Annotated in this window: 11 protein-coding genes; 5 read left to right on the top strand and 6 right to left on the bottom strand. The window is 67.6% G+C overall.

Annotation, left to right across the window (positions count from 1 at the left end):
- Positions 1-246: transposase (locus ABLE43_RS14600; RefSeq protein WP_348979166.1), on the bottom strand; the 246-nt coding region annotated here is incomplete at its 3' end.
- Between ABLE43_RS14600 and ABLE43_RS14595 the strand changes: the two genes are divergently transcribed.
- The 3 genes from ABLE43_RS14595 (at position 178) to ABLE43_RS14585 (ending at position 6,569) form a co-directional block, all read left to right on the top strand.
- Positions 178-1,038 (top strand): nucleotidyl transferase AbiEii/AbiGii toxin family protein, encoded by an 861-nt coding sequence (locus tag ABLE43_RS14595; protein WP_348979165.1) that lies wholly within the window; start codon positions 178-180, stop codon positions 1,036-1,038. The genes ABLE43_RS14600 and ABLE43_RS14595 overlap by 69 nt on opposite strands.
- 543 nt (positions 1,039-1,581) lie before the next feature.
- A complete protein-coding gene (locus tag ABLE43_RS14590; RefSeq protein ID WP_348979164.1) occupies positions 1,582-4,833 on the top strand; it encodes a TonB-dependent receptor domain-containing protein in 3,252 nt (1,083 codons plus the stop codon).
- 608 nt (positions 4,834-5,441) lie between these two features.
- Positions 5,442-6,569, top strand: coding sequence for a pyridoxal phosphate-dependent aminotransferase (locus tag ABLE43_RS14585; protein WP_348979163.1), 1,128 nt, complete (start codon positions 5,442-5,444; stop codon positions 6,567-6,569).
- Positions 6,570-6,690: 121 nt separating this feature from the next.
- Here ABLE43_RS14585 and ABLE43_RS14580 read toward each other — a convergent pair whose 3' ends face one another.
- Entirely contained in the window at positions 6,691-7,296 is a 606-nt protein-coding gene (locus ABLE43_RS14580) for a TetR/AcrR family transcriptional regulator (RefSeq protein ID WP_348979162.1), read from the bottom strand.
- Between the two features lie 114 nt (positions 7,297-7,410).
- On the opposite strand from ABLE43_RS14580, the gene ABLE43_RS14575 reads away from it, so the two are divergent.
- Together ABLE43_RS14575 and ABLE43_RS14570 are read left to right on the top strand one after the other, a co-directional pair.
- The gene (locus tag ABLE43_RS14575; protein WP_348979161.1) at positions 7,411-9,642 is read left to right on the top strand and encodes a TonB-dependent receptor; all 2,232 of its coding nucleotides are present in this window, start codon (positions 7,411-7,413) and stop codon (positions 9,640-9,642) included.
- 37 nt (positions 9,643-9,679) lie between these two features.
- Positions 9,680-10,906: a spinster family MFS transporter gene (locus ABLE43_RS14570; protein WP_348979160.1), complete on the top strand. Its 1,227-nt coding sequence runs from the start codon at positions 9,680-9,682 to the stop codon at positions 10,904-10,906.
- Positions 10,907-11,153: 247 nt separating this feature from the next.
- Here the strand turns inward: ABLE43_RS14570 and ABLE43_RS14565 are convergent, their stop codons facing one another.
- From ABLE43_RS14565 to pheS, 4 genes are all read right to left on the bottom strand, one after another.
- The gene (locus tag ABLE43_RS14565; protein ID WP_348979159.1) at positions 11,154-12,740 is read right to left on the bottom strand and encodes a peptide chain release factor 3; all 1,587 of its coding nucleotides are present in this window, start codon (positions 12,738-12,740) and stop codon (positions 11,154-11,156) included.
- 285 nt (positions 12,741-13,025) lie between these two features.
- Entirely contained in the window at positions 13,026-13,904 is an 879-nt protein-coding gene (locus ABLE43_RS14560; RefSeq protein ID WP_348979158.1) for an aldose 1-epimerase family protein, read from the bottom strand.
- The gene (gene pheT / locus ABLE43_RS14555; RefSeq protein WP_348979157.1) at positions 13,901-16,264 is read right to left on the bottom strand and encodes a phenylalanine--tRNA ligase subunit beta; all 2,364 of its coding nucleotides are present in this window, start codon (positions 16,262-16,264) and stop codon (positions 13,901-13,903) included. The genes ABLE43_RS14560 and pheT overlap by 4 nt, the downstream gene beginning before the upstream one ends.
- On the bottom strand, positions 16,261-17,430 hold the full coding sequence (pheS, locus tag ABLE43_RS14550) for a phenylalanine--tRNA ligase subunit alpha (RefSeq protein WP_348979156.1): 1,170 nt from the start codon (positions 17,428-17,430) through the stop codon (positions 16,261-16,263). The genes pheT and pheS overlap by 4 nt, the downstream gene beginning before the upstream one ends.
- Positions 17,431-17,461: the final 31 nt, after the last annotated feature.

Below are 17,461 nucleotides of genomic sequence, written 5' to 3'. Positions count from 1 at the left end.
CGCGCGGACTTCGCGTTCCAGCGCCTTCATCTTGTCAGCGACCTCGGCCGGCACGCCAGCGCGCTTGCCGCTGTTCACCTCGGCCTTCTTTACCCATTCATGCAGCGTCTGCGGAACGCAGCCAATCTTCTCGGCAATGGAAACCACCGCCGCCCATCGCGATGGGGGATCGCGCTCGTGATCCAGCACCATCCGTACCGCTCGCTCGCGGACCTCGGCCGCAAACTTGTTCGTCGTCTTGCTCATACGGGCTCCACCTTCTCAGGAGTTGGAGCCTCCGACAAACCCGGCGCGGTTCAGGAAGCGGCTCTCGATGCCATTCGCGAGGCGTGCGAGGCCTTCATCAACGGCCCCATGCTTACCAATCTCACAAAAATCGCGGCCGAAGCCTCGGAGCGCAACGGCATTCCCGCAGGCCAGCTCAAGATCGTTCAGGACGATAAGGACAAACAGACCCTGCTGGTTCGATATCCTACCGCGACTGAAGCCGACGCCTATATCCCCAAGGTCGTGAAGATCGAATCCGGTGCCAAGTCAGCGCTCGACCCCAACCCGCTCCGCTCAATCCGCCCCTATTTGGAACAGGATGCGCCGGGCCTCGACCTGGAAGTCGAGCACGTCACGATCGTAGATGCCGAACGGACGTTCTGGGACAAGGTCGTCATCCTGCACGGACTGCGGCGCTGGTATGACCTGAAAGGGGTGCTGAAGGGCGGCGGCAACCGTATCTCGCGCCACTATTACGATCTCCACGAGTTGATGCAGGCGCCGGTCGGACAAGCTGCTATCGCCGACCCCGCGCTGGGCGCTGACTGCGTCGCGCATGCGCGCATGTTCTTCAACCGGCCAGCATTCGACCTGGCGAGCGCGGCACCGACAACTTTTGCACTCATGCCCGAAGGCGACATGTATGACGCCCTGAAGCAGGACTATACGGCGATGTCAGGCATGATCTTCGGACAAGCGCCCAGCTTTGAAGCCGTGACGAAAAGCATCGCGGATCTCGAGCGACGCGTGAAGGCCATCAAGCCGGGCTGAGGATCGGTGCAATGCACTGGCTCTGTTTGCACACCGAAGGACCAGTCCGCAGGCCTGATCTCGCATTCCTGTGGCTGCCGCAGGAACAATCGGGACTCGAACCATCGCGTCCAATAACGTCCAGCCTTTTCCACGAATTCAGATCGTGCTAATGGTGTCTTTGGCGACTTCTTAAGTCTATGATTTGAATGAGAAATCAATCGCTTAGGCTGCCCCGCAGAAAGCTCTTCTGGGCACCATTTCTTCTCAAAGCGTTGCGCCCCGCTGCCGCCCTGTCACCGGCGGTCGGCCCACCTCTGGATTCCTTGGGGCGAACCTTTCGGCAGTACCGCCGCCACCCATGACCGCTCGGCCTGCGTAACCGAATGTTGCTGGCATGCGGCAGCGGTTGCACGGCTGTTCTGGTTGCGTCACAAATGGCGCGTGTGCATCAGGAAGTAGCGCCCGAGACCGCTAGTCCGCTGCATATTGGGAGGGGCGACGAAGATCGCAGCCTTTACCCGCACGGTCCTGCGTCGCCCGACAGTTACGGGGGGCCGTTTCATGCCGTTACATGCCGTTCGATCGTGGATGCTCGCCGGTGCGGCGCTGACGTCGCTGAGTGCTGCCGTCGCCCATGCACAAACCGCTCCGGTCGCCGAGCCCGAACCGGAATCGTCCGAGATCGTCGTGACCGGATCGCGCATCGCGCGCGACGCCAATGCCACCGCGCCCTCGCCGATCAACACGCTGACCGCCGCCGACATCCGGCTGCAGGGGCAGATCGACCCGGTCGAGGCGCTGCGCGAGCTGCCCGCGCTCGCCAATTCGGGGACCATCGCCGATTCGCTCGAGCGCGGCGAGGGCGGGGTCGGGCAGGCGACGCTCGACCTGCGCGGGCTGGGGGCCAACCGCACGCTGGTGGTGGTCAACGGCCGCCGCCATGTCTCGGGCGTGGCAGGGTCGCAGATCGTCGACGTCTCGACCATTCCCGGCGCGCTGATCGAACAGGTCGAGGTGCTGACCGGCGGCGCATCGGCGGTCTATGGCGCCGATGCCGTCACCGGCGTCGTCAACTTCGTGCTGCGCGACGATTTCGACGGGCTGGACGTGAACGCGCAGCAGGGCATCTCGCGCTACGGCGACGGGCGCACCTTCTCGCTCGACGTGGTGGCGGGGCGCAATTTCGACGACGGGCGCGGCAACGTGACCCTCGCCGGATCGTACAGCACGATGGACGAGATCCAGCAGGGCGACCGGCCCTATACCGCGAACAATGCGCAGGCGAACACCGGCACCACCTATCCCAGCCCGCTGCGCCGGTTCCAGCGCGGCGACATCAGCGCCGCCGCGACGCCCAACTTCTTCACGCGCTTCAATCCCGCCGCCGGTCGGTTCCCGATCGGCTATGCCATCCCCACCGCCGCGCAGTTCGCCAGCCTGTTTCCCGGCCGCACGCCGACCGCCGCCGAACAGGCGCTGATCGACCGTGCCGCAGGCGCGCCCTCGCTCGCGTTCGAGAGCTTTCCCGCCTTTGCGATCTCGTCCAACTCGGGGCTGATCTTCCGCAACGATTTCGACACCTTCCGTGCCGACGTGAACGGCAACGGGGTGCCCGATTGCAGCGAATCCTACATCGGCACGCTGTACGGCGGCTGCTATGTCTCGAACGGCGACGGCACCGTCCGCCCGTTCCGCGACGGCATCGTCGCCAGCGGCGCGAACCAGTTCGGCGGCGACGGATCGCCCGAAAGCTACAGCGCGCAGTCGCTGATCCCGGGCAACACCCGCTACAACGTCAACCTGCTGGCGAAATACGAATTCTCCCCCGCCGCCGAAGTGTTCGTCGAGGCGAAGTACGTCCGCAGCGAGACCCGCTCGCAGAACCCGTACAACACCTTCTACGACACGCTGTTCGTCGCGACCGACAACCCGTATCTGCCAGCCGCCTTGCGCGCCGACGCACTGGAGGCGGGCGGCCTGCGCGTGTCGCGCGACTTCGACAATCTGGGAGAGGGCTTCTCGTTCGCCGACCGCGATACCTATCGCGCGGTCGCGGGGCTGCGCGGGCAGATCGCCGGCGGGCTGCACTACGAGATATCGTCCAACTACGGGCGCAGCGACAATCGCACGACCAACCGGAACACCGTGCTCTACGACCGCTTCTTCGCGGCGATCGACGTGGTGCAGGGGCCGAACGGGCCGATCTGCCGCTCCGACGTCAGCCGCACGCCCTATGTCGGCAGCGAGGCGTTTCCCTATATCGAGGGCGGCTTCTTCACCTTCCGCCCGGGCGACGGCACGTGCCGCCCGTTCAACCTGTTCAGCGGCGCGGGCAGCATCAACCAGGCGGCGGTCGATTTCATCACCGTGCCGACGACCACCCGCTCGCGCCTCGAACAATATGTCGCCAACGCCACTGTCACCGGCGACACCGGCAGCTTCCTCACCCTGCCGGGCGGCGCGGTGCAGTTCGCGGTCGGTGCCGAATATCGCAAGGAAACCAGCCGCACGCTGCTCGACCCGCTGGTGCGCGGCATCCTGCCCGCCGGGACCAGCCTGGGCCAGGCAGGCCAGTTCATCGGCGACGTATCGCCTAACCAGTCGCTTACCTTCGACGCGCAGACACGGGTATTCAACGCGGGTGGCAGCTTCGACGTGACCGAGGCGTTCGGCGAAGTGCGCGTGCCGATCCTGAACGACCGGCCGTTCTTCCACACGCTCGAACTCAGCGGGGCGGCGCGCTATTCGCACTATTCGACGGTCGGGGGCACCTTCACGTGGAACGTGAACGGCGTCTACGCCCCGGTGCGCGACCTGCGGCTGCGCGGCACCTATGCGCGGGCGGTGCGCGCGCCGAACATCACCGAACTGTTCAGCCCGCAACAGGGCACGGTGTTCCGGCCCGCCGACCCGTGCGACATCGCCAACATCCCCAGCGCCGCCGATCCGGCGCGGCGGCGGGCGAACTGCCTCGCCGACGGGCTGCCCGCCACCTTCGAGGATCCGCTGACCGCGCGCTTCTCCGGGACGACCGGCGGCAATCCCGGCCTCAGCGAGGAAACCGCCGATACCTATACCGCCGGCGTCGTGCTCGAACCGCGCTTCGTCCCCGGCCTGACGATCAGCGCCGATTACTACAACATCACGATCAAGAACGCGATCGCGGCGGTCAGCGCGCAGGACATCGTCGACAGCTGCTATGACAGCGCGACGCTCGACAACCAGTATTGCGCGCTGTTCACCCGCAACCGCAACCCCGCGTCGCCGACGTTCCTCGGTCTGAACTTCCTGCGCCAGACCCAGCTGAACTATGGCCGGTTCGAGACGGCGGGGATCGACGGCAGCATCGCCTATCGCTTCAACCTCGGCAAGACGCGCGTCGACCTGCGTGCCCAAGGCAACTGGACGCAGAAGGTCGACCGGTTCTTCGATCCGGGCGATCCCTCGGCGCTCGACCCCGAACTGCGCGAGCAGGGTCGGCCTGAATTCGCCGCATCGGGATCGGCCGCCGTCACCCGCGGGCCGGTGTCGCTCAGCTACCGGCTCCAGTATATCGACGCGCAGTATATCGCCGGGGTCGAGATCCGCGACGGCGTGGACCCGATGACCATCGCGGGGCCACGCGGCCTCGCGAAGGAGCTGTTCGTGCACGACATCGCCTTCAATCTCGAGGCGACCGATCGCTTCACCCTGTACGGCGGGGTCAACAACCTGACCGACGTCGATCCCTATCGCAACCTGTCGGCCTATCCGGTCAGCCCCTATGGCCGGTTCTACTTCCTCGGCGTGCGGGTGCGCATGCCCGGCTGGTAGGCGCCCGCCCGTCCGGCGCGGCGGCATGACGGGGCAGCGGCCCGGATGTCCGACGGGGCATCCGGGCCGTTCTGCGTCCGGGCACGATCGTCGCCGCACCGGGATTCGCGCCACGGGGGTCGCATCGTCCGCGATGTGCAGGATGTTGCACATCGGGTGCCTCCAACCCGCATCCGATCCTGTCGGCCTGCAAAAAATAAGAACTATGTGTCTGTTTTATATGGATGATCGCAAATGCAACCGACGCATCCTTCGCGCTTGCTCCACGGAATCGGCATGCTACTCTTTCCCCGAAACCAGACCATATTCCCGAACGAACGATCGCATCGATCATAATATCGGCCAGCATCTACGCGCGTTCGCCGGATGGATGCGCAATCGACCGGGGAGCGTTCGGGAATTTCAGGGAGATGTACCTACCAATGTCGAGATCATTGTTGCACTGACAGCTTCCGTTCGCTGGATGAACCCTGCGCTTCGGCGCGGTACCGGCCGTGAAATACCGATATCGCCGATGCGATGCTGTCGCAGCGCCGGATAGTCTTGCGCGCCGTCCTGTCGCTGCGATCCGCCGCACCTTCGTCCTGACCTGATTGGAGGAGATCGCCATGTCCGCCGCCGCCGTAGTGCCGCTGTCCCGCCGCCGGATGCTGGGCGCATCGACCCTTGCCGCCGGCGCGATCGGTGCGATGCCCGCGCTGGCGCGCGCCACGCCGGGCGACGCCGCCGTCTTCGGCCCGGCGGCGGGGGTCGCGCTGCTCTCGCGCAACGAAAACCCCTATGGCCCCAGCCCCGGTGCCTTGCGCGCGATCGCCGACCAGTCGACCAAGGGCGCCTATTATGCCGAGGGCGGCGTCCAGCGGCTGGCGGCGATGATCGCCGAGCGGCACGGCGTCACCCCCGACCATATCGTCATCGGCAACGGATCGAGCGAGGTGCTCAACGCCATCGGCCTCGCGTGGAAGGGGCGCGGGCCGATGGTCGGGCCGCAGCTGTTCTGGGACACCTGCGCCCTCTATGCCACGCGGCAGGGGGCGGTGCTGAAGCGGGTGGCGATGACCCCCGATCTCGACATCGATCTGGCGGCGATGGATGCGGCGGTGGTGCCCGGCACCTCGCTGGTCCATATCTGCAACCCCAACAACCCGACCGGGCGCCTGATCCCCGGCGCGACGATGGCGGCGTTCGTGCAGAAGGTCGGGGCGCGCGCCACCGTGCTGGTCGACGAGGCGTATAACGAGCTGACCGACGATCCCGCCGCGTCGAGCGTCGTGCCGCTCGTCAAGGCGGGCGCGAACCTGATCGTCGCGCGCACCTTCTCCAAGATCTACGGCATGGCCGGGCTGCGCATCGGCTATACCATCAGCGCGCCCGAGCATGCCGCGCTGATCCGCAGCCACATCATGTCGTCGCCCAATACCGCCGGGCTGGCGGCGGCGATCGCCAGCTATGACGACGAACCGTTCCTGCGCTATTCCAAGGGCAAGGTGGTCGAGGCGCGCCGGATGATCCTCGCCGCCGCAAAGCGCGCCGGGCTGCGCGTGCTGCCGTCGCAGACCAACTTCGTGTTCGTGGAGGTGCCCGACGCCGACCGGCTGCGCGCCGCCATGGCCGCGCGCAACGTGATGATCCGCGGCAGCTATGGCCCGTGGAAGACCTGGTCGCGGGTCAGCACGGGCAGGATCGAGGACGTCGCCCGCTATGCCGCGGCGCTGCCGGAGCTGGTCCGCGCGTGACGATCGCGATCCGCCGGTAGATCGCCGCCGGATCGACAAGCCCGGCGGCTGCGCAGGACGGACCGATGCGCCTGATCGCTGCCCTGTCCAACCCATGCGAAGGGGCCGCGCGGCACCGCCGCTACCGTCCGATCCCCCGTGCCAGCAGCGCGGCGACCGTATCGGCGATCACCTGCGGATCATGGTCCGCCTCCCACACGCCGTAGCGCAGCCCCAGGAACACGTTCATCCCCATGATCGCCCAGGCATGGACCTCCGACACGTCGCCCTGCACCTCGCCGCGCGCGGCGGCGGCGGTCAGGCGGCGCAGGATGCGGTCCGCCGTGGTGGCGTAATGGCGGCGGAAGCTGGCGGGATCGACGAACTCGGCCTCGTCGATGATGCGGTACAGTTCCTTGTGTTCGCGCACGAAGCGGAGGAACGCCAGCAACCCCGCACGTTCGGCATCGATCTGGCCGTTCGCATCGCGCAGCGCCGGGGCGACATGGTCGCGCACCTGTTCCGACATGTCGGCCACCAGCGCGCGGAACACCGCATCCTTGGAATCGAAATAGGTGTAGAAGCTGCCCAGCGCCACGCCTGCGCGCCTTGTGATCGCGCTCACCGATCCTTCGTGAAATCCCTTTTCGCCAAACTCGGCCGCCGCCGCGTCGAGGATCGCGCGCTGGGTGCGCCGCCCGCGCTCGGTCCGCGGGGTCTTGTCGGGCGTCTCGCCCACGCTCGCCATTTTCGGCCTCTCCCCTCCGGATAAAGTTGAAACCCGGTTCAGCTTTCAGTATAGCGATTCGCAAGGACGCACAACCCGGCACAACGGGTGGCATGGGAACAGGGAGAGGATGTGATGCGGCGCTTGCTCGAAATCCGTATGTCGTTGCTGGTCGGCAGCGCGTTGATGGCCATGCCTGCCGTGGCGCAGGAAACCCCGCCCGCCACCCCGGCGGAGGCGCAATCGATCACCGAGGATCAGGGCGACGGCGATATCGTCGTGACGGCCCGGCGGCGCGCCGAAAGCGTGATCGACGTGCCGATCGCCATGTCGGTCGTCACCGGGGACCAGCTGACCCGCACCGGCGCGGTCGACATCACCGCATTGCAGGACAAGACGCCGAACCTGACGCTCCAGATCGCGCGCGGATCGAACTCGACGCTGATCGCCTTCAGCCGCGGCGTCGGCCAGCAGGACCCGCTGTGGGGGTTCGAGCCGGGCGTCGGCCTGTATCTCGACGATGTGTACGTCGCCCGTCCGCAGGGCGCGGTGCTCGACATCTTCGACGTGGAGCGGGTGGAGGTGCTGCGCGGGCCGCAGGGCACGCTCTATGGCCGCAACACCATCGGCGGCGCGATCAAGTATGTCACCAAGCGGCTGGGCGACGACTTCGCGGGCCAGGGCCGCGTGTCCTACGGCTCGTACAACCAGTTCGATCTGGTGGGGCAGGTCACCGTGCCGCTGGGCGACAGCCTTGCCATCGGCGGCGCGATCGCCCGCTACAAGCGCGACGGCTACGGCACCAACCTGACGACCGGGGCCGACCAGTATGACAAGGACGTGCTCGCCGCGCGCGTCTCGGCGGAATGGACGCCGACCGACGGCATCTTCGTGCGCCTCGCAGGCGACCGCACGCTCGACAAGTCGAACCCGCGCCATGGCACCCGCCTGCTGCCCAACGGCAACGACCCGCGCTATTTCCCCACCCCCAGCGTCTATGACACCCGCGCCGGGATCGGCGACCGCAACCGGGTGGTGGCGCAGGGGCTGTCGCTGACCGGCGAGTTCGAGCTGTCGAACCTGCTGACCTTCAAGTCGATCAGCGCGTACCGCGAAGGCGCGACCAACACCGTCATCGATTTCGACAACACCGCGCTGCCCACGCTCGACGTGCCCGCCGAATATGACGACTGGCAGTTCACGCAGGAGCTGCAACTGCTGCTGCAGGGCGAACGGGTGCAGGGCGTGTTCGGGCTGTTCTACCTGAACGCCGAAGCATCGGGCGCGTTCGACACGGTGCTGGGCGGCCTCAACACCACCACGCTGACCGCGGGCGAGGTCAAGACGAAGAGCTATGCCGCATTCGGCGATCTCAGCTACAGCCTGACCGATCGGTTCAAGGTGTCGGCGGGCCTGCGCTATACCAGGGACGACAAGACCGGCACGGTGTTCCGCCGCAACTATACCGGCATCCGCTCGCCCCGCTTCGGCAATGCCGCCGCGGTGCCGGGGCTCATCCGGACCGACTATACCAACGACCGCAGCTTCGATCAGGTCACGCCGCGCGTCTCGATCAGCTACGAGCCGCGCACCGATCTCAACCTCTATGCGTCATGGGGCAAGGGGTTCAAGTCGGGCGGGTTCGACATGCGCGGCGACGCGATCTTCACGCCGACGACCGTCAACGGCTATGATCCCGAAAAGATCAGCAGCTATGAAGTCGGCATGAAGGGCGCGTTCCTGAACCGCACGCTGTTCCTGAACCTCGCGGGCTATTATTCGCGCTACACCGACCAGCAGGTGACGATCCAGGTACCCAATGTCGCGGGCGGCATCGCCAGCTTCGTCGACAATGCGGGCAAGGCCGACATCTACGGGCTGGAGATCGAGGGGCGGTTCGTGCCGTCGCGCAATTTCTCGGGGCAGGTGTCGTTCGGCTATACCAATGCCGACTACAAGGAGTTCCTGACCTTCATCAATGGCGGCACCACGCCCGTCGACGTGGCGAACCAGCGCGTGTTCCAGAACACGCCCGAATTCACCGCCGCCGCCTCCGTCACCGCCTCGACCGATTTCGCGGGCGGCACGCTGTCGGTGACGCCGGAAGTGACGCTGCGCAGCGACTATACGCTGTTCGAGATCCCGACCCCCGCGCTCGATCAGGACGGCTATGCGCTGGTCAACGCCTCGGCCAACTGGATTTCGGGCGATGGGCGCTATCGGCTCGGCATGGCGCTGCGCAACCTGACCGACCAGCGCTATCGGGTCGGCGGCTACAACTTCCCCGGCGCGCTCTTCGGCAATTCGATCATCGGCTATTACGGCCCGCCGCGCACCGCCACCGCGACGTTCGAGGTGCGGTTCTAAAATCCTCCCCGGCACGGGGAGGAACTGAAGGGCAAACATGAAAAACCCCCGTCTCACCCTCGCCATGCTGCTGCTGGTCTACAGCTTCAACTTCCTCGACAGGCAGATATTGTCGATCCTCGCCCAGCCGGTGCAGCGCGACCTGGGGCTGGACGATCCGCAGATGGGGATGCTCGGCGGCCTCGCCTTCGCCGCGCTCTATTCGACGCTGGCGATCCCCCTCGCCCTCGTCGCCGATCGCACCAGCCGCAGCTGGGTCATCACCATCAGCCTGGGCGTCTGGAGCGCGTTCACCGCATTGTGCGGCACCGCGCAGAACTTCACCCATATGTTCCTGTATCGCCTGGGCGTCGGCGTGGGCGAGGCAGGCGGCGTCGCCCCCTCCTACGCCCTGATCGCCGACACCTTCCCGCCCGAACGCCGCGCACGCGCGCTCAGCATCTATTCGCTCGGCATTCCGCTGGGTGCTGCGGGCGGCGTGCTGCTGGGCGGCTACATCGCGCAGGCGGTGGAGTGGCGCACCGCCTTCTACACGGTCGGCCTCGCCGGGCTGGTGATCGCGCCCTTCTTCCGGCTGCTGGTGAAGGACCCGCCCCGCCCCGCCGCCGCTGCCGATCGCATGCCGGTGGGCCGCGTGTTCGGCATCCTCGCCGCCAAGCCCAGCTTCTGGCTGCTGGCGTTCGGCGCGGCGGCGGGATCGATGTGCGGCTATGGCGTGGCGTTCTGGCTGCCGAGCCTGATGATGCGCAGCTTCGGGCTGAACCTGATCCAGACGGGGCAGTTCTTCGGCGCGCTGCTGCTGACCGGCGGGGTGGCGGGCATATTGCTCGGCGGATCGCTCGGCGACCGGCTGGGGGCGGCGGACAAGCGCTGGTACGCGCTGCTGCCGTCGCTGTGCTATGTGCTCGGCACGCCGCTGTTCATCGCGGGCGTGCTGTCGGGCGGCTGGGCGGCGGCGTTCGCGCTGTTCCTCATTCCCCAGGCGCTGGTCTATGTCTGGCTGGGGCCGGTGCTGACCGCGGTGCAGCACCTCGTCCCCGCGCACATGCGCGCGACCGCATCGGCGTGCTTCCTGCTCATCAACAATCTGATCGGCCTCGGCCTCGGCAGCTGGGTCGTCGGCGAACTGTCGAAGGGCCTTGCCCCGACGTACGGCAGCGAATCGCTGCGCTATGCGATCGCGGCGGCGCTGTGCCTGTATCTGGTCGCGGGCGCGCTGATGGCGCTGGCCAGCCGGCGGCTGGGGCGCGACTGGGTGGCTTGATATGGGTTCACGCGAAGGCGCGGTGCCGCGAAGAAGAAGGTGTTTTCGCGCAGAGGCGCAGAGGGCGCAGAGAGATTGCGAATGGGACGGCTGTTGCCGATCCGGCGGAGCCCCTCCCCCGCTGCTGCCTGCGATGGAGAGCCGCTGTCGCGGCAACCACACCCTCTCCGCGCCTCTGCGCCTCTGCGCGAAAATACCTTCTTTAAAACTTCCTTCGCGTCGTCGCGCCTTCGCGTGAAAACCCCTTCTATCGCTCCCGCGTCGCCGCGAACTTCACCTTGCTATACCGATCCGCGATATAGCCGACCTCCCAAGCACTCTTCGCCAGGAACACCGGGTTCCCGTCGCGGTCCTTCGCCATCGCCGATCGGTGCAGGTCCATGAACGCCTTCAAATCCGCCGGATCGCTTGCCGACACCCAGCGCGCGGTCTCGAACGGGGCCATCTCCAGCCCCGCCGCGACCTTGTATTCCGCGTCCAGCCGCGAGAGCAGCACCTCTAGCTGCAACTGCCCGACCACGCCGATGATCCAGTTCGACCCGATGTCGGGATAGAAGACCTGTGTCACCCCCTCCTCGGCCATATCGTCCAGCGCCTTGCGCAACTGCTTGGTCTTGGTGGGGTCCTTCAGCGCCACGCGCCGGAGGATTTCGGGCGCGAAATTGGGCAACCCGGTGAAGCGCACGTCCGCCCGCTCCGACAGCGTATCGCCCACCCTGAGCGTGCCGTGGTTGGGGATGCCGATGATGTCGCCCGGAAACGCCTCATCGGCCAGTTCGCGTTCGCGCGCGAAGAACAGGATCGGCGAATGGATCGCGATCGGCTTGCCATGGCCGGTCGGGGTCAGCTTCATGCCGCGCCGGAACGTCCCCGAACACAGCCGCATGAAGGCGATGCGGTCGCGGTGGTTGGGGTCCATGTTCGCCTGCACCTTGAACACGAATCCCGTGACCTGGCTGTCGCCCGGCGGCACCGGTGCGGGCTCGGCGGGCTGCGGGCGCGGCGGGGGTGCGTGGCGCGCGATCGCGTCGATCAGCGAATCGACGCCGAACTCCTTCAGCGCCGACCCGAAATACACCGGGGTCAGGTCGCCCGCGCGATACGCCTCGCCGTCGAACGCGGCATAGCCGCCCATCGCCAGCTCGGCCTCCTCGCGCAGCCGCTCCGCGCCCTCGCCCGACAGCACGCTGTCGATCCGCGGATCGTCGAGGCCGGTGAACTGCTCCACCCTGCCCTGAAAGTCCTTGGTTCCCGCCTCGGGCTGCAACAGCCGGTTGTCGACGAGGTCGTAGATTCCCTCGAACTGCCCGCCCATGCCCGCGGGCCATGTCATCGGGCATACGTCGAGTTGCAGCATCTCCGCCACCTCGTCGAGCAGCGCGAAGGGGTCGCGGCCCTCGCGGTCGACCTTGTTGACGAAGGTGATGATCGGCACGTTGCGCAACCGGCACACCTCGAACAGCTTGCGCGTCTGCGGCTCGATGCCCTTGGCGGCGTCGATCACCATCACCGCCGAATCGACGGCGGTCAGCGTGCGATACGTGTCCTCGCTGAAATCCTCGTGCCCCGGCGTGTCGAGCAGGTTGAAGGTGAGGCTCCCCAATCCTTCAAAGGCGCGCTCGAACGTCATGACCGACGACGTGACCGAGATGCCGCGCTGCTGCTCGATCTTCATCCAGTCCGACCGGGCGCGCCGGGCGGCGCCGCGCGCCTTCACCTCGCCCGCCAGATGGATCGCGCCGCCGAACAGCAGCAGCTTTTCGGTCAGGGTGGTCTTGCCCGCGTCGGGATGGGAAATGATCGCGAAGGTGCGGCGATCGGCAAAATGAGTCATGGCCGCGCTCTAGGGCTCCGGCCGGTGGACCGCAACGGGTGGGACGATTCGGTTTCACGCGAAGGCGCGGAGACGCCAAGAAGAAGGTAGATTTTCGCGCAGAGACGCAGAGGCGCAGAGAGGCAGGATTCGCCGCAACAGCGGCTCTCGATCATCCCCGCCACGGGAACAGAGGCTTCGCCGGATACGCGGCCGCTGCCTCGAACACCAACTCTCCGCGCTCTCTGCGCCTCTGTGCGAAAATCTACCTTCTTCTATTTCCTACGCGCCTCCGCGTGAACCAATCTACCGTTCCAAACCCTCCAGCGTCACCGCCATCGCCACCCGGTGCGTTGCGCCCGGCGCCACCCGCCGGATGCCCGGCTTGTCGAAGATGTCGCCGTCGAACCCTTCCGGATCGGCGATCCCGTCCCACGGTTCGATGCACACGAAATGCGCCCCCGGCTTGGTCCAGATGCCGAGCTTCGGCATCCCCGGAAAATCGACCCGCAGGCCCGGCAACCCCTCCACGCCATAGCGCACCGAATGGCTCCGCACCGGATCGAACACCAGCGCATCCTTCGCGAACAGATCGTCGCGCAGGTGCAGCACCTTGTCCTCGATCGGATCGGGCACCCGTGCCGCCGCGATGGTGCCGTTGGCCGCGATCGCCGCGATGGTGCCGACTTCGGCGTCGGAAAACAGCATCCTGTGGTCCGTCTTCGCCCCGCCATAGGGCAGCGGCCATGCGAATGCCGGGTGGAAACCGATGCTGGCGGGCAGGTCGCGATCGCCCGGATTCGTCACCGACACCGCGATTTCCAGCGTCGCGCCGTCCAGCCGATGTTCCACGTGAAGCACGAAGTCGAACGGATAGGCCGCCTGCGTCTCGGCATCGGCGGTAAGTTCAAACCGCACCGACACCGCATCCTGCGCCACGATCGCAAACTTCCGCCGCCGGGCAAAACCATGCTGCGGCAGCTGGTACGTCTGCCCATCCACCCGATACCGGTCGTCGTGCAACCGCCCGACGATCGGGAACAGGATCGGCGCATGGCCGGTCCAGTACGCCGGATCGGCATCGGTCATCAGCTCGCGCCCGTTCGCATCCTTCAGCGACAGCAGCTCCGCGCCCAGCTCGGCGATGGTGGCGGTCAGCACGCCGTTGGTCAGGGTGACGCTCATGCGCGCAGACTCGCGCCGATCTTGCCCGCCGCCGCGACGACCTTGTCGGACACCGCCTTCAGCTCGGCATCGGTGAAGCTCTTAGCCCCCGGCTGCAACGTCACCTCGATCGCAAGGCTCCTGTGGCCGGGCTCGACGCCTGCCCCTGCGAACACGTCGAACAGCCGCGCATCGACGATCGCCGCCTTGTCCGCGCCCCGCACCGCGCGCACCAGCTGGTCGCCGGTCACGCCGTCCGCGACGAGGAACGCGAAGTCGCGCGTCACCGCCTGCAACGCGGGCGGCGCATAGGCGGGCCGCATGAACCCGCTGCCCCGCTTCGCCGGCAGCGCATCGAGATACAGTTCGCCCGCGACCGTGCCCTGCGGCAGGTCGAACGCCCTGGCGGTCAGCGGATGCAGCACGCCGAAGCTCGCCAGCACCGTCTTCGGCCCCAGCCGCAGCGTCGCCGACTGCCCCGGATGGAACACGTCGCCCGCATCGCCCATCACCTGGAGATTGCCGACCGGCGCACCTGCCGTCTCCAGCAGCGCGAGCAGCTCGCCCTTGGCGTCGAACGCATCGAACCCCTGCGCCTTGCCGCCGCGCCAGCCGCGTGGGGCGCGATCCCCCGCCAGCACGATGCCCAGCGTCGCGCGCTCGCCGTCCGCCAGATAGCGCCGCCCGATCTCGAACAGGCGCACGCTGGCGCTGCCCCGCTTCAGGTTGCGCGCGGCCGCGCTGAGCAGGCCGGGCAGCAGCGACGGGCGCATCACGCGCATGTCGCTGGCGATCGGGTTCATCACCTCCCACGCGCCGCCGCCGAACGGGGCGGCTTCGTCGTCGGCGATGAAGCTCCACGTGATCGCCTCGGCAAGGCCACGCGCGGCGGCGGCGCGACGCATCCGCCGCTCCAGCTTCTGCTCGGGGGTAGCGGTCGGCGTAGCGACACCCGCCGGGCGCGCCAGCGGGGTCGAGGGTACCTTGTCCAGCCCCTCGATCCGGATCACTTCCTCGACCAGATCGGCCACGCCGTCGACGTCGCGCCGCCACGACGGCACGGTCACGCGCCAGTCGTCGCCGACAGTGAAGCCCAGCCGTTCGAGGATTTCGCGCTGCCGCCCCGGGGCCACGTCCAGCCCGCCCAGCGCCGCCACCCGCGCCGGATCATGGGTGATGGTCCGCCCGGCCAGCGGCGGCTCGCCCGCGCGCGTCACGCCGCTGGCCTGCCCGCCGCACAGCTCGAGGACATAGGCGGCGGCGATCGCCAGCCCCTCGTCCAGAAACGCCGGATCGACCCCGCGCTCGAACCGGGTGCGCGCATCGCTGGTCAGCGCCAGCCGCTGCCCGGTGCGGGCGATCGCCTCGGGGGTGAAGTACGCGCATTCGATCAGCACGTCGGTGGTCGCATCCGACACGCCCGAATGCTCGCCGCCCATGATCCCGCCGATGTCGTGCACCGCGCTGGCATCGGCGATGACCGTCTCGGTCCCGGCCATGGTGTAGCTGCGCCCGTTGAGCGCCACCACGCTCTCGCCCGCAGCGGCCCGCCGTGCGACCAGCCCGCCGTCGAGCTTGGCCATGTCATAGACGTGCAGCGGCCGCCCGAGATCGAACATCACGTAATTGGTGATGTCGACCAGCGTCGAGATCGGCTTCTGCCCGATCGCGGTCAGGCGGCGGCGCATCCACTCGGGCGACTCGCCGTTGGTGAGGCCGCGCACCGCCTGCGCGTAGAAGGCCGGGCAGCCGTCCGGGTCCGCGATCGACACGTCGGGACCGGCCCCCTCGCCCGCCACCTGTGGCACGATCAACGGCTTCAGGCTGCCATAGCCCGCCGCCGCCAGATCGCGCGCGATGCCGCGCACGCCCATGCAGTCCTGCCGGTTCGGCGTGATGCTGACGTCGATGACCGGATCGTCGAGCCCGGCATAGGGCGCGAACGCCTGCCCCACCGGCGCGTCCTCGGCCAGTTCGATGATGCCGTCGTGATCCTCGCCCAGTTCCAGCTCGCGGGTCGAGCACATCATGCCGTTCGATTCGACCCCGCGGATGGCGGCGACCTTCAGCACCATGCCGTTGGCGGGCACCGCCGCGCCGGGCATGCCGAACACCCCGACCAGCCCCGCGCGCGCATTGGGTGCGCCGCACACCACCTGGAGCGGCCCGTCGCCCGCATCGACCGACAGCACCTGCAACTTGTCCGCCTGCGGATGGCGCTCGGCGGTCAGCACGCGGGCGATGCGGAACCCGTCCAGCTTCGCCGCCGGATTCTCGACGCCCTCGACCTCGAGGCCGATGCGGGTGAGGCCGTCGACGATTCGCTCGACCCCGGCATCGGTGTCGAGATGCTCGTACAGCCACGAAAGGGTGAACTTCATGCGCCTACTCCCCCCGACAGCGTGGGCACGTCGAGGCTGTTGAATCCATAATGCTTCAGCCAGCGCAGATCGCCGTCGAAGAACGGGCGGAGATCGTCCATGCCGTATTTCAGCATGGCGAGCCGGTCGACGCCGGTGCCGAAGGCGAAGCCCTGCCACTCGTCCGGGTCCAGCCCGCACGCGGCGATCACCTTCGGGTGGACCATGCCGCTGCCCAGCACCTCCATCCAGCCGCCGTTGCCCTTCGCCGGATCGCCACCGACGACGCGGCGGCCCTTCTCTAGGCGGTAGCCGACATCGACCTCCGCCGACGGTTCGGTGAACGGGAAATAGCTGGGCCGCAACCGCAGCACGATGTCGTCGCGCTCGAAATAGGCCTTGAGGAACGTCTCCAGCGTCCATTTGAGATGCCCCATATGGATGCCGCGATCGATCACCAGCCCCTCGATCTGGTGGAACATCGGGGTGTGGGTCGCATCGGAGTCGCTGCGATAGACCCGGCCCGGCGCGATGATGCGGATCGGGGGGGATTGGGTCATCATCGTGCGGATCTGCACCGGCGACGTATGGGTGCGCAGGACGTAGCGTTCGGGCGCGCCGGTGGCGGAGCCACCGTCGTCGGACGGCGCCTGCGCGCCGCCGGCCGCGCTTGCGCCGGGCTCGCCCTGCGGGCTTCGGCGCTGCGCGTAGAACGTATCGTGCATCGCCCGTGCGGGATGCGTCTCCGGAATGTTGAGCGCGGTGAAATTATGCCAGTCGTCCTCGATCTCCGGGCCCGTCGCCACCGCGAAGCCCAGGTCGGCGAAGATTTCCGCCAGCTCGTCCATCACCTGTGACACGGGATGCACCGCGCCGGGCGCGGGCGCATCGACCGGCAGCGTCAGGTCGACCCGCTCCGACGCCAGCTTCGCGGCCAGCGCCCGCGCCTCCAGATCGGCCTTGCGCGCGGCGATCGCGTCGCTCACCGCCTCGCGCAGGGCATGGATGCGTGGCGCCACCGTCTGCCGCTCGTCGGGCGACAGGCCGCCCAGCGTCTTGAGCAGCCCGGTCACCGCCCCCTGCTTGCCCAGCGCATGGACGCGCACCGCATCGAGCGCATCCAGCCCCGACGAGGCATCGATCGCGGCGAGCAGGTCGGCGCGCAGTTGGTCGAGATCGGGGGTCACGGTCGCTCCGGTGGTAACGCAGATATCCGGT

The organism is Sphingomonas silueang, from assembly GCF_040049155.1.
Taxonomy (GTDB): Bacteria; Pseudomonadota; Alphaproteobacteria; order Sphingomonadales; family Sphingomonadaceae; genus Sphingomonas; species Sphingomonas silueang.
Note: the sequence above shows the minus strand (reverse complement) of the source record. Positions and strands in the feature narration are given on the sequence as shown.

Excerpts from the sequence above, each read along its gene's own strand:
- ABLE43_RS14560 (WP_348979158.1), bottom strand. The coding sequence starts at position 13,904 with ATGAGCGTCACCCTGACCAACGGCGTGCTGACCGCCACCATCGCCGAG.
- ABLE43_RS14590 (WP_348979164.1), top strand. The coding sequence starts at position 1,582 with ATGCCGTTACATGCCGTTCGATCGTGGATGCTCGCCGGTGCGGCGCTG.
- ABLE43_RS14580 (WP_348979162.1), bottom strand. The coding sequence starts at position 7,296 with ATGGCGAGCGTGGGCGAGACGCCCGACAAGACCCCGCGGACCGAGCGC.
- ABLE43_RS14585 (WP_348979163.1), top strand. The coding sequence starts at position 5,442 with ATGTCCGCCGCCGCCGTAGTGCCGCTGTCCCGCCGCCGGATGCTGGGC.
- pheT (WP_348979157.1), bottom strand. The coding sequence starts at position 16,264 with ATGAAGTTCACCCTTTCGTGGCTGTACGAGCATCTCGACACCGATGCC.
- ABLE43_RS14565 (WP_348979159.1), bottom strand. The coding sequence starts at position 12,740 with ATGACTCATTTTGCCGATCGCCGCACCTTCGCGATCATTTCCCATCCC.
- ABLE43_RS14575 (WP_348979161.1), top strand. The coding sequence starts at position 7,411 with ATGCGGCGCTTGCTCGAAATCCGTATGTCGTTGCTGGTCGGCAGCGCG.
- ABLE43_RS14570 (WP_348979160.1), top strand. The coding sequence starts at position 9,680 with ATGAAAAACCCCCGTCTCACCCTCGCCATGCTGCTGCTGGTCTACAGC.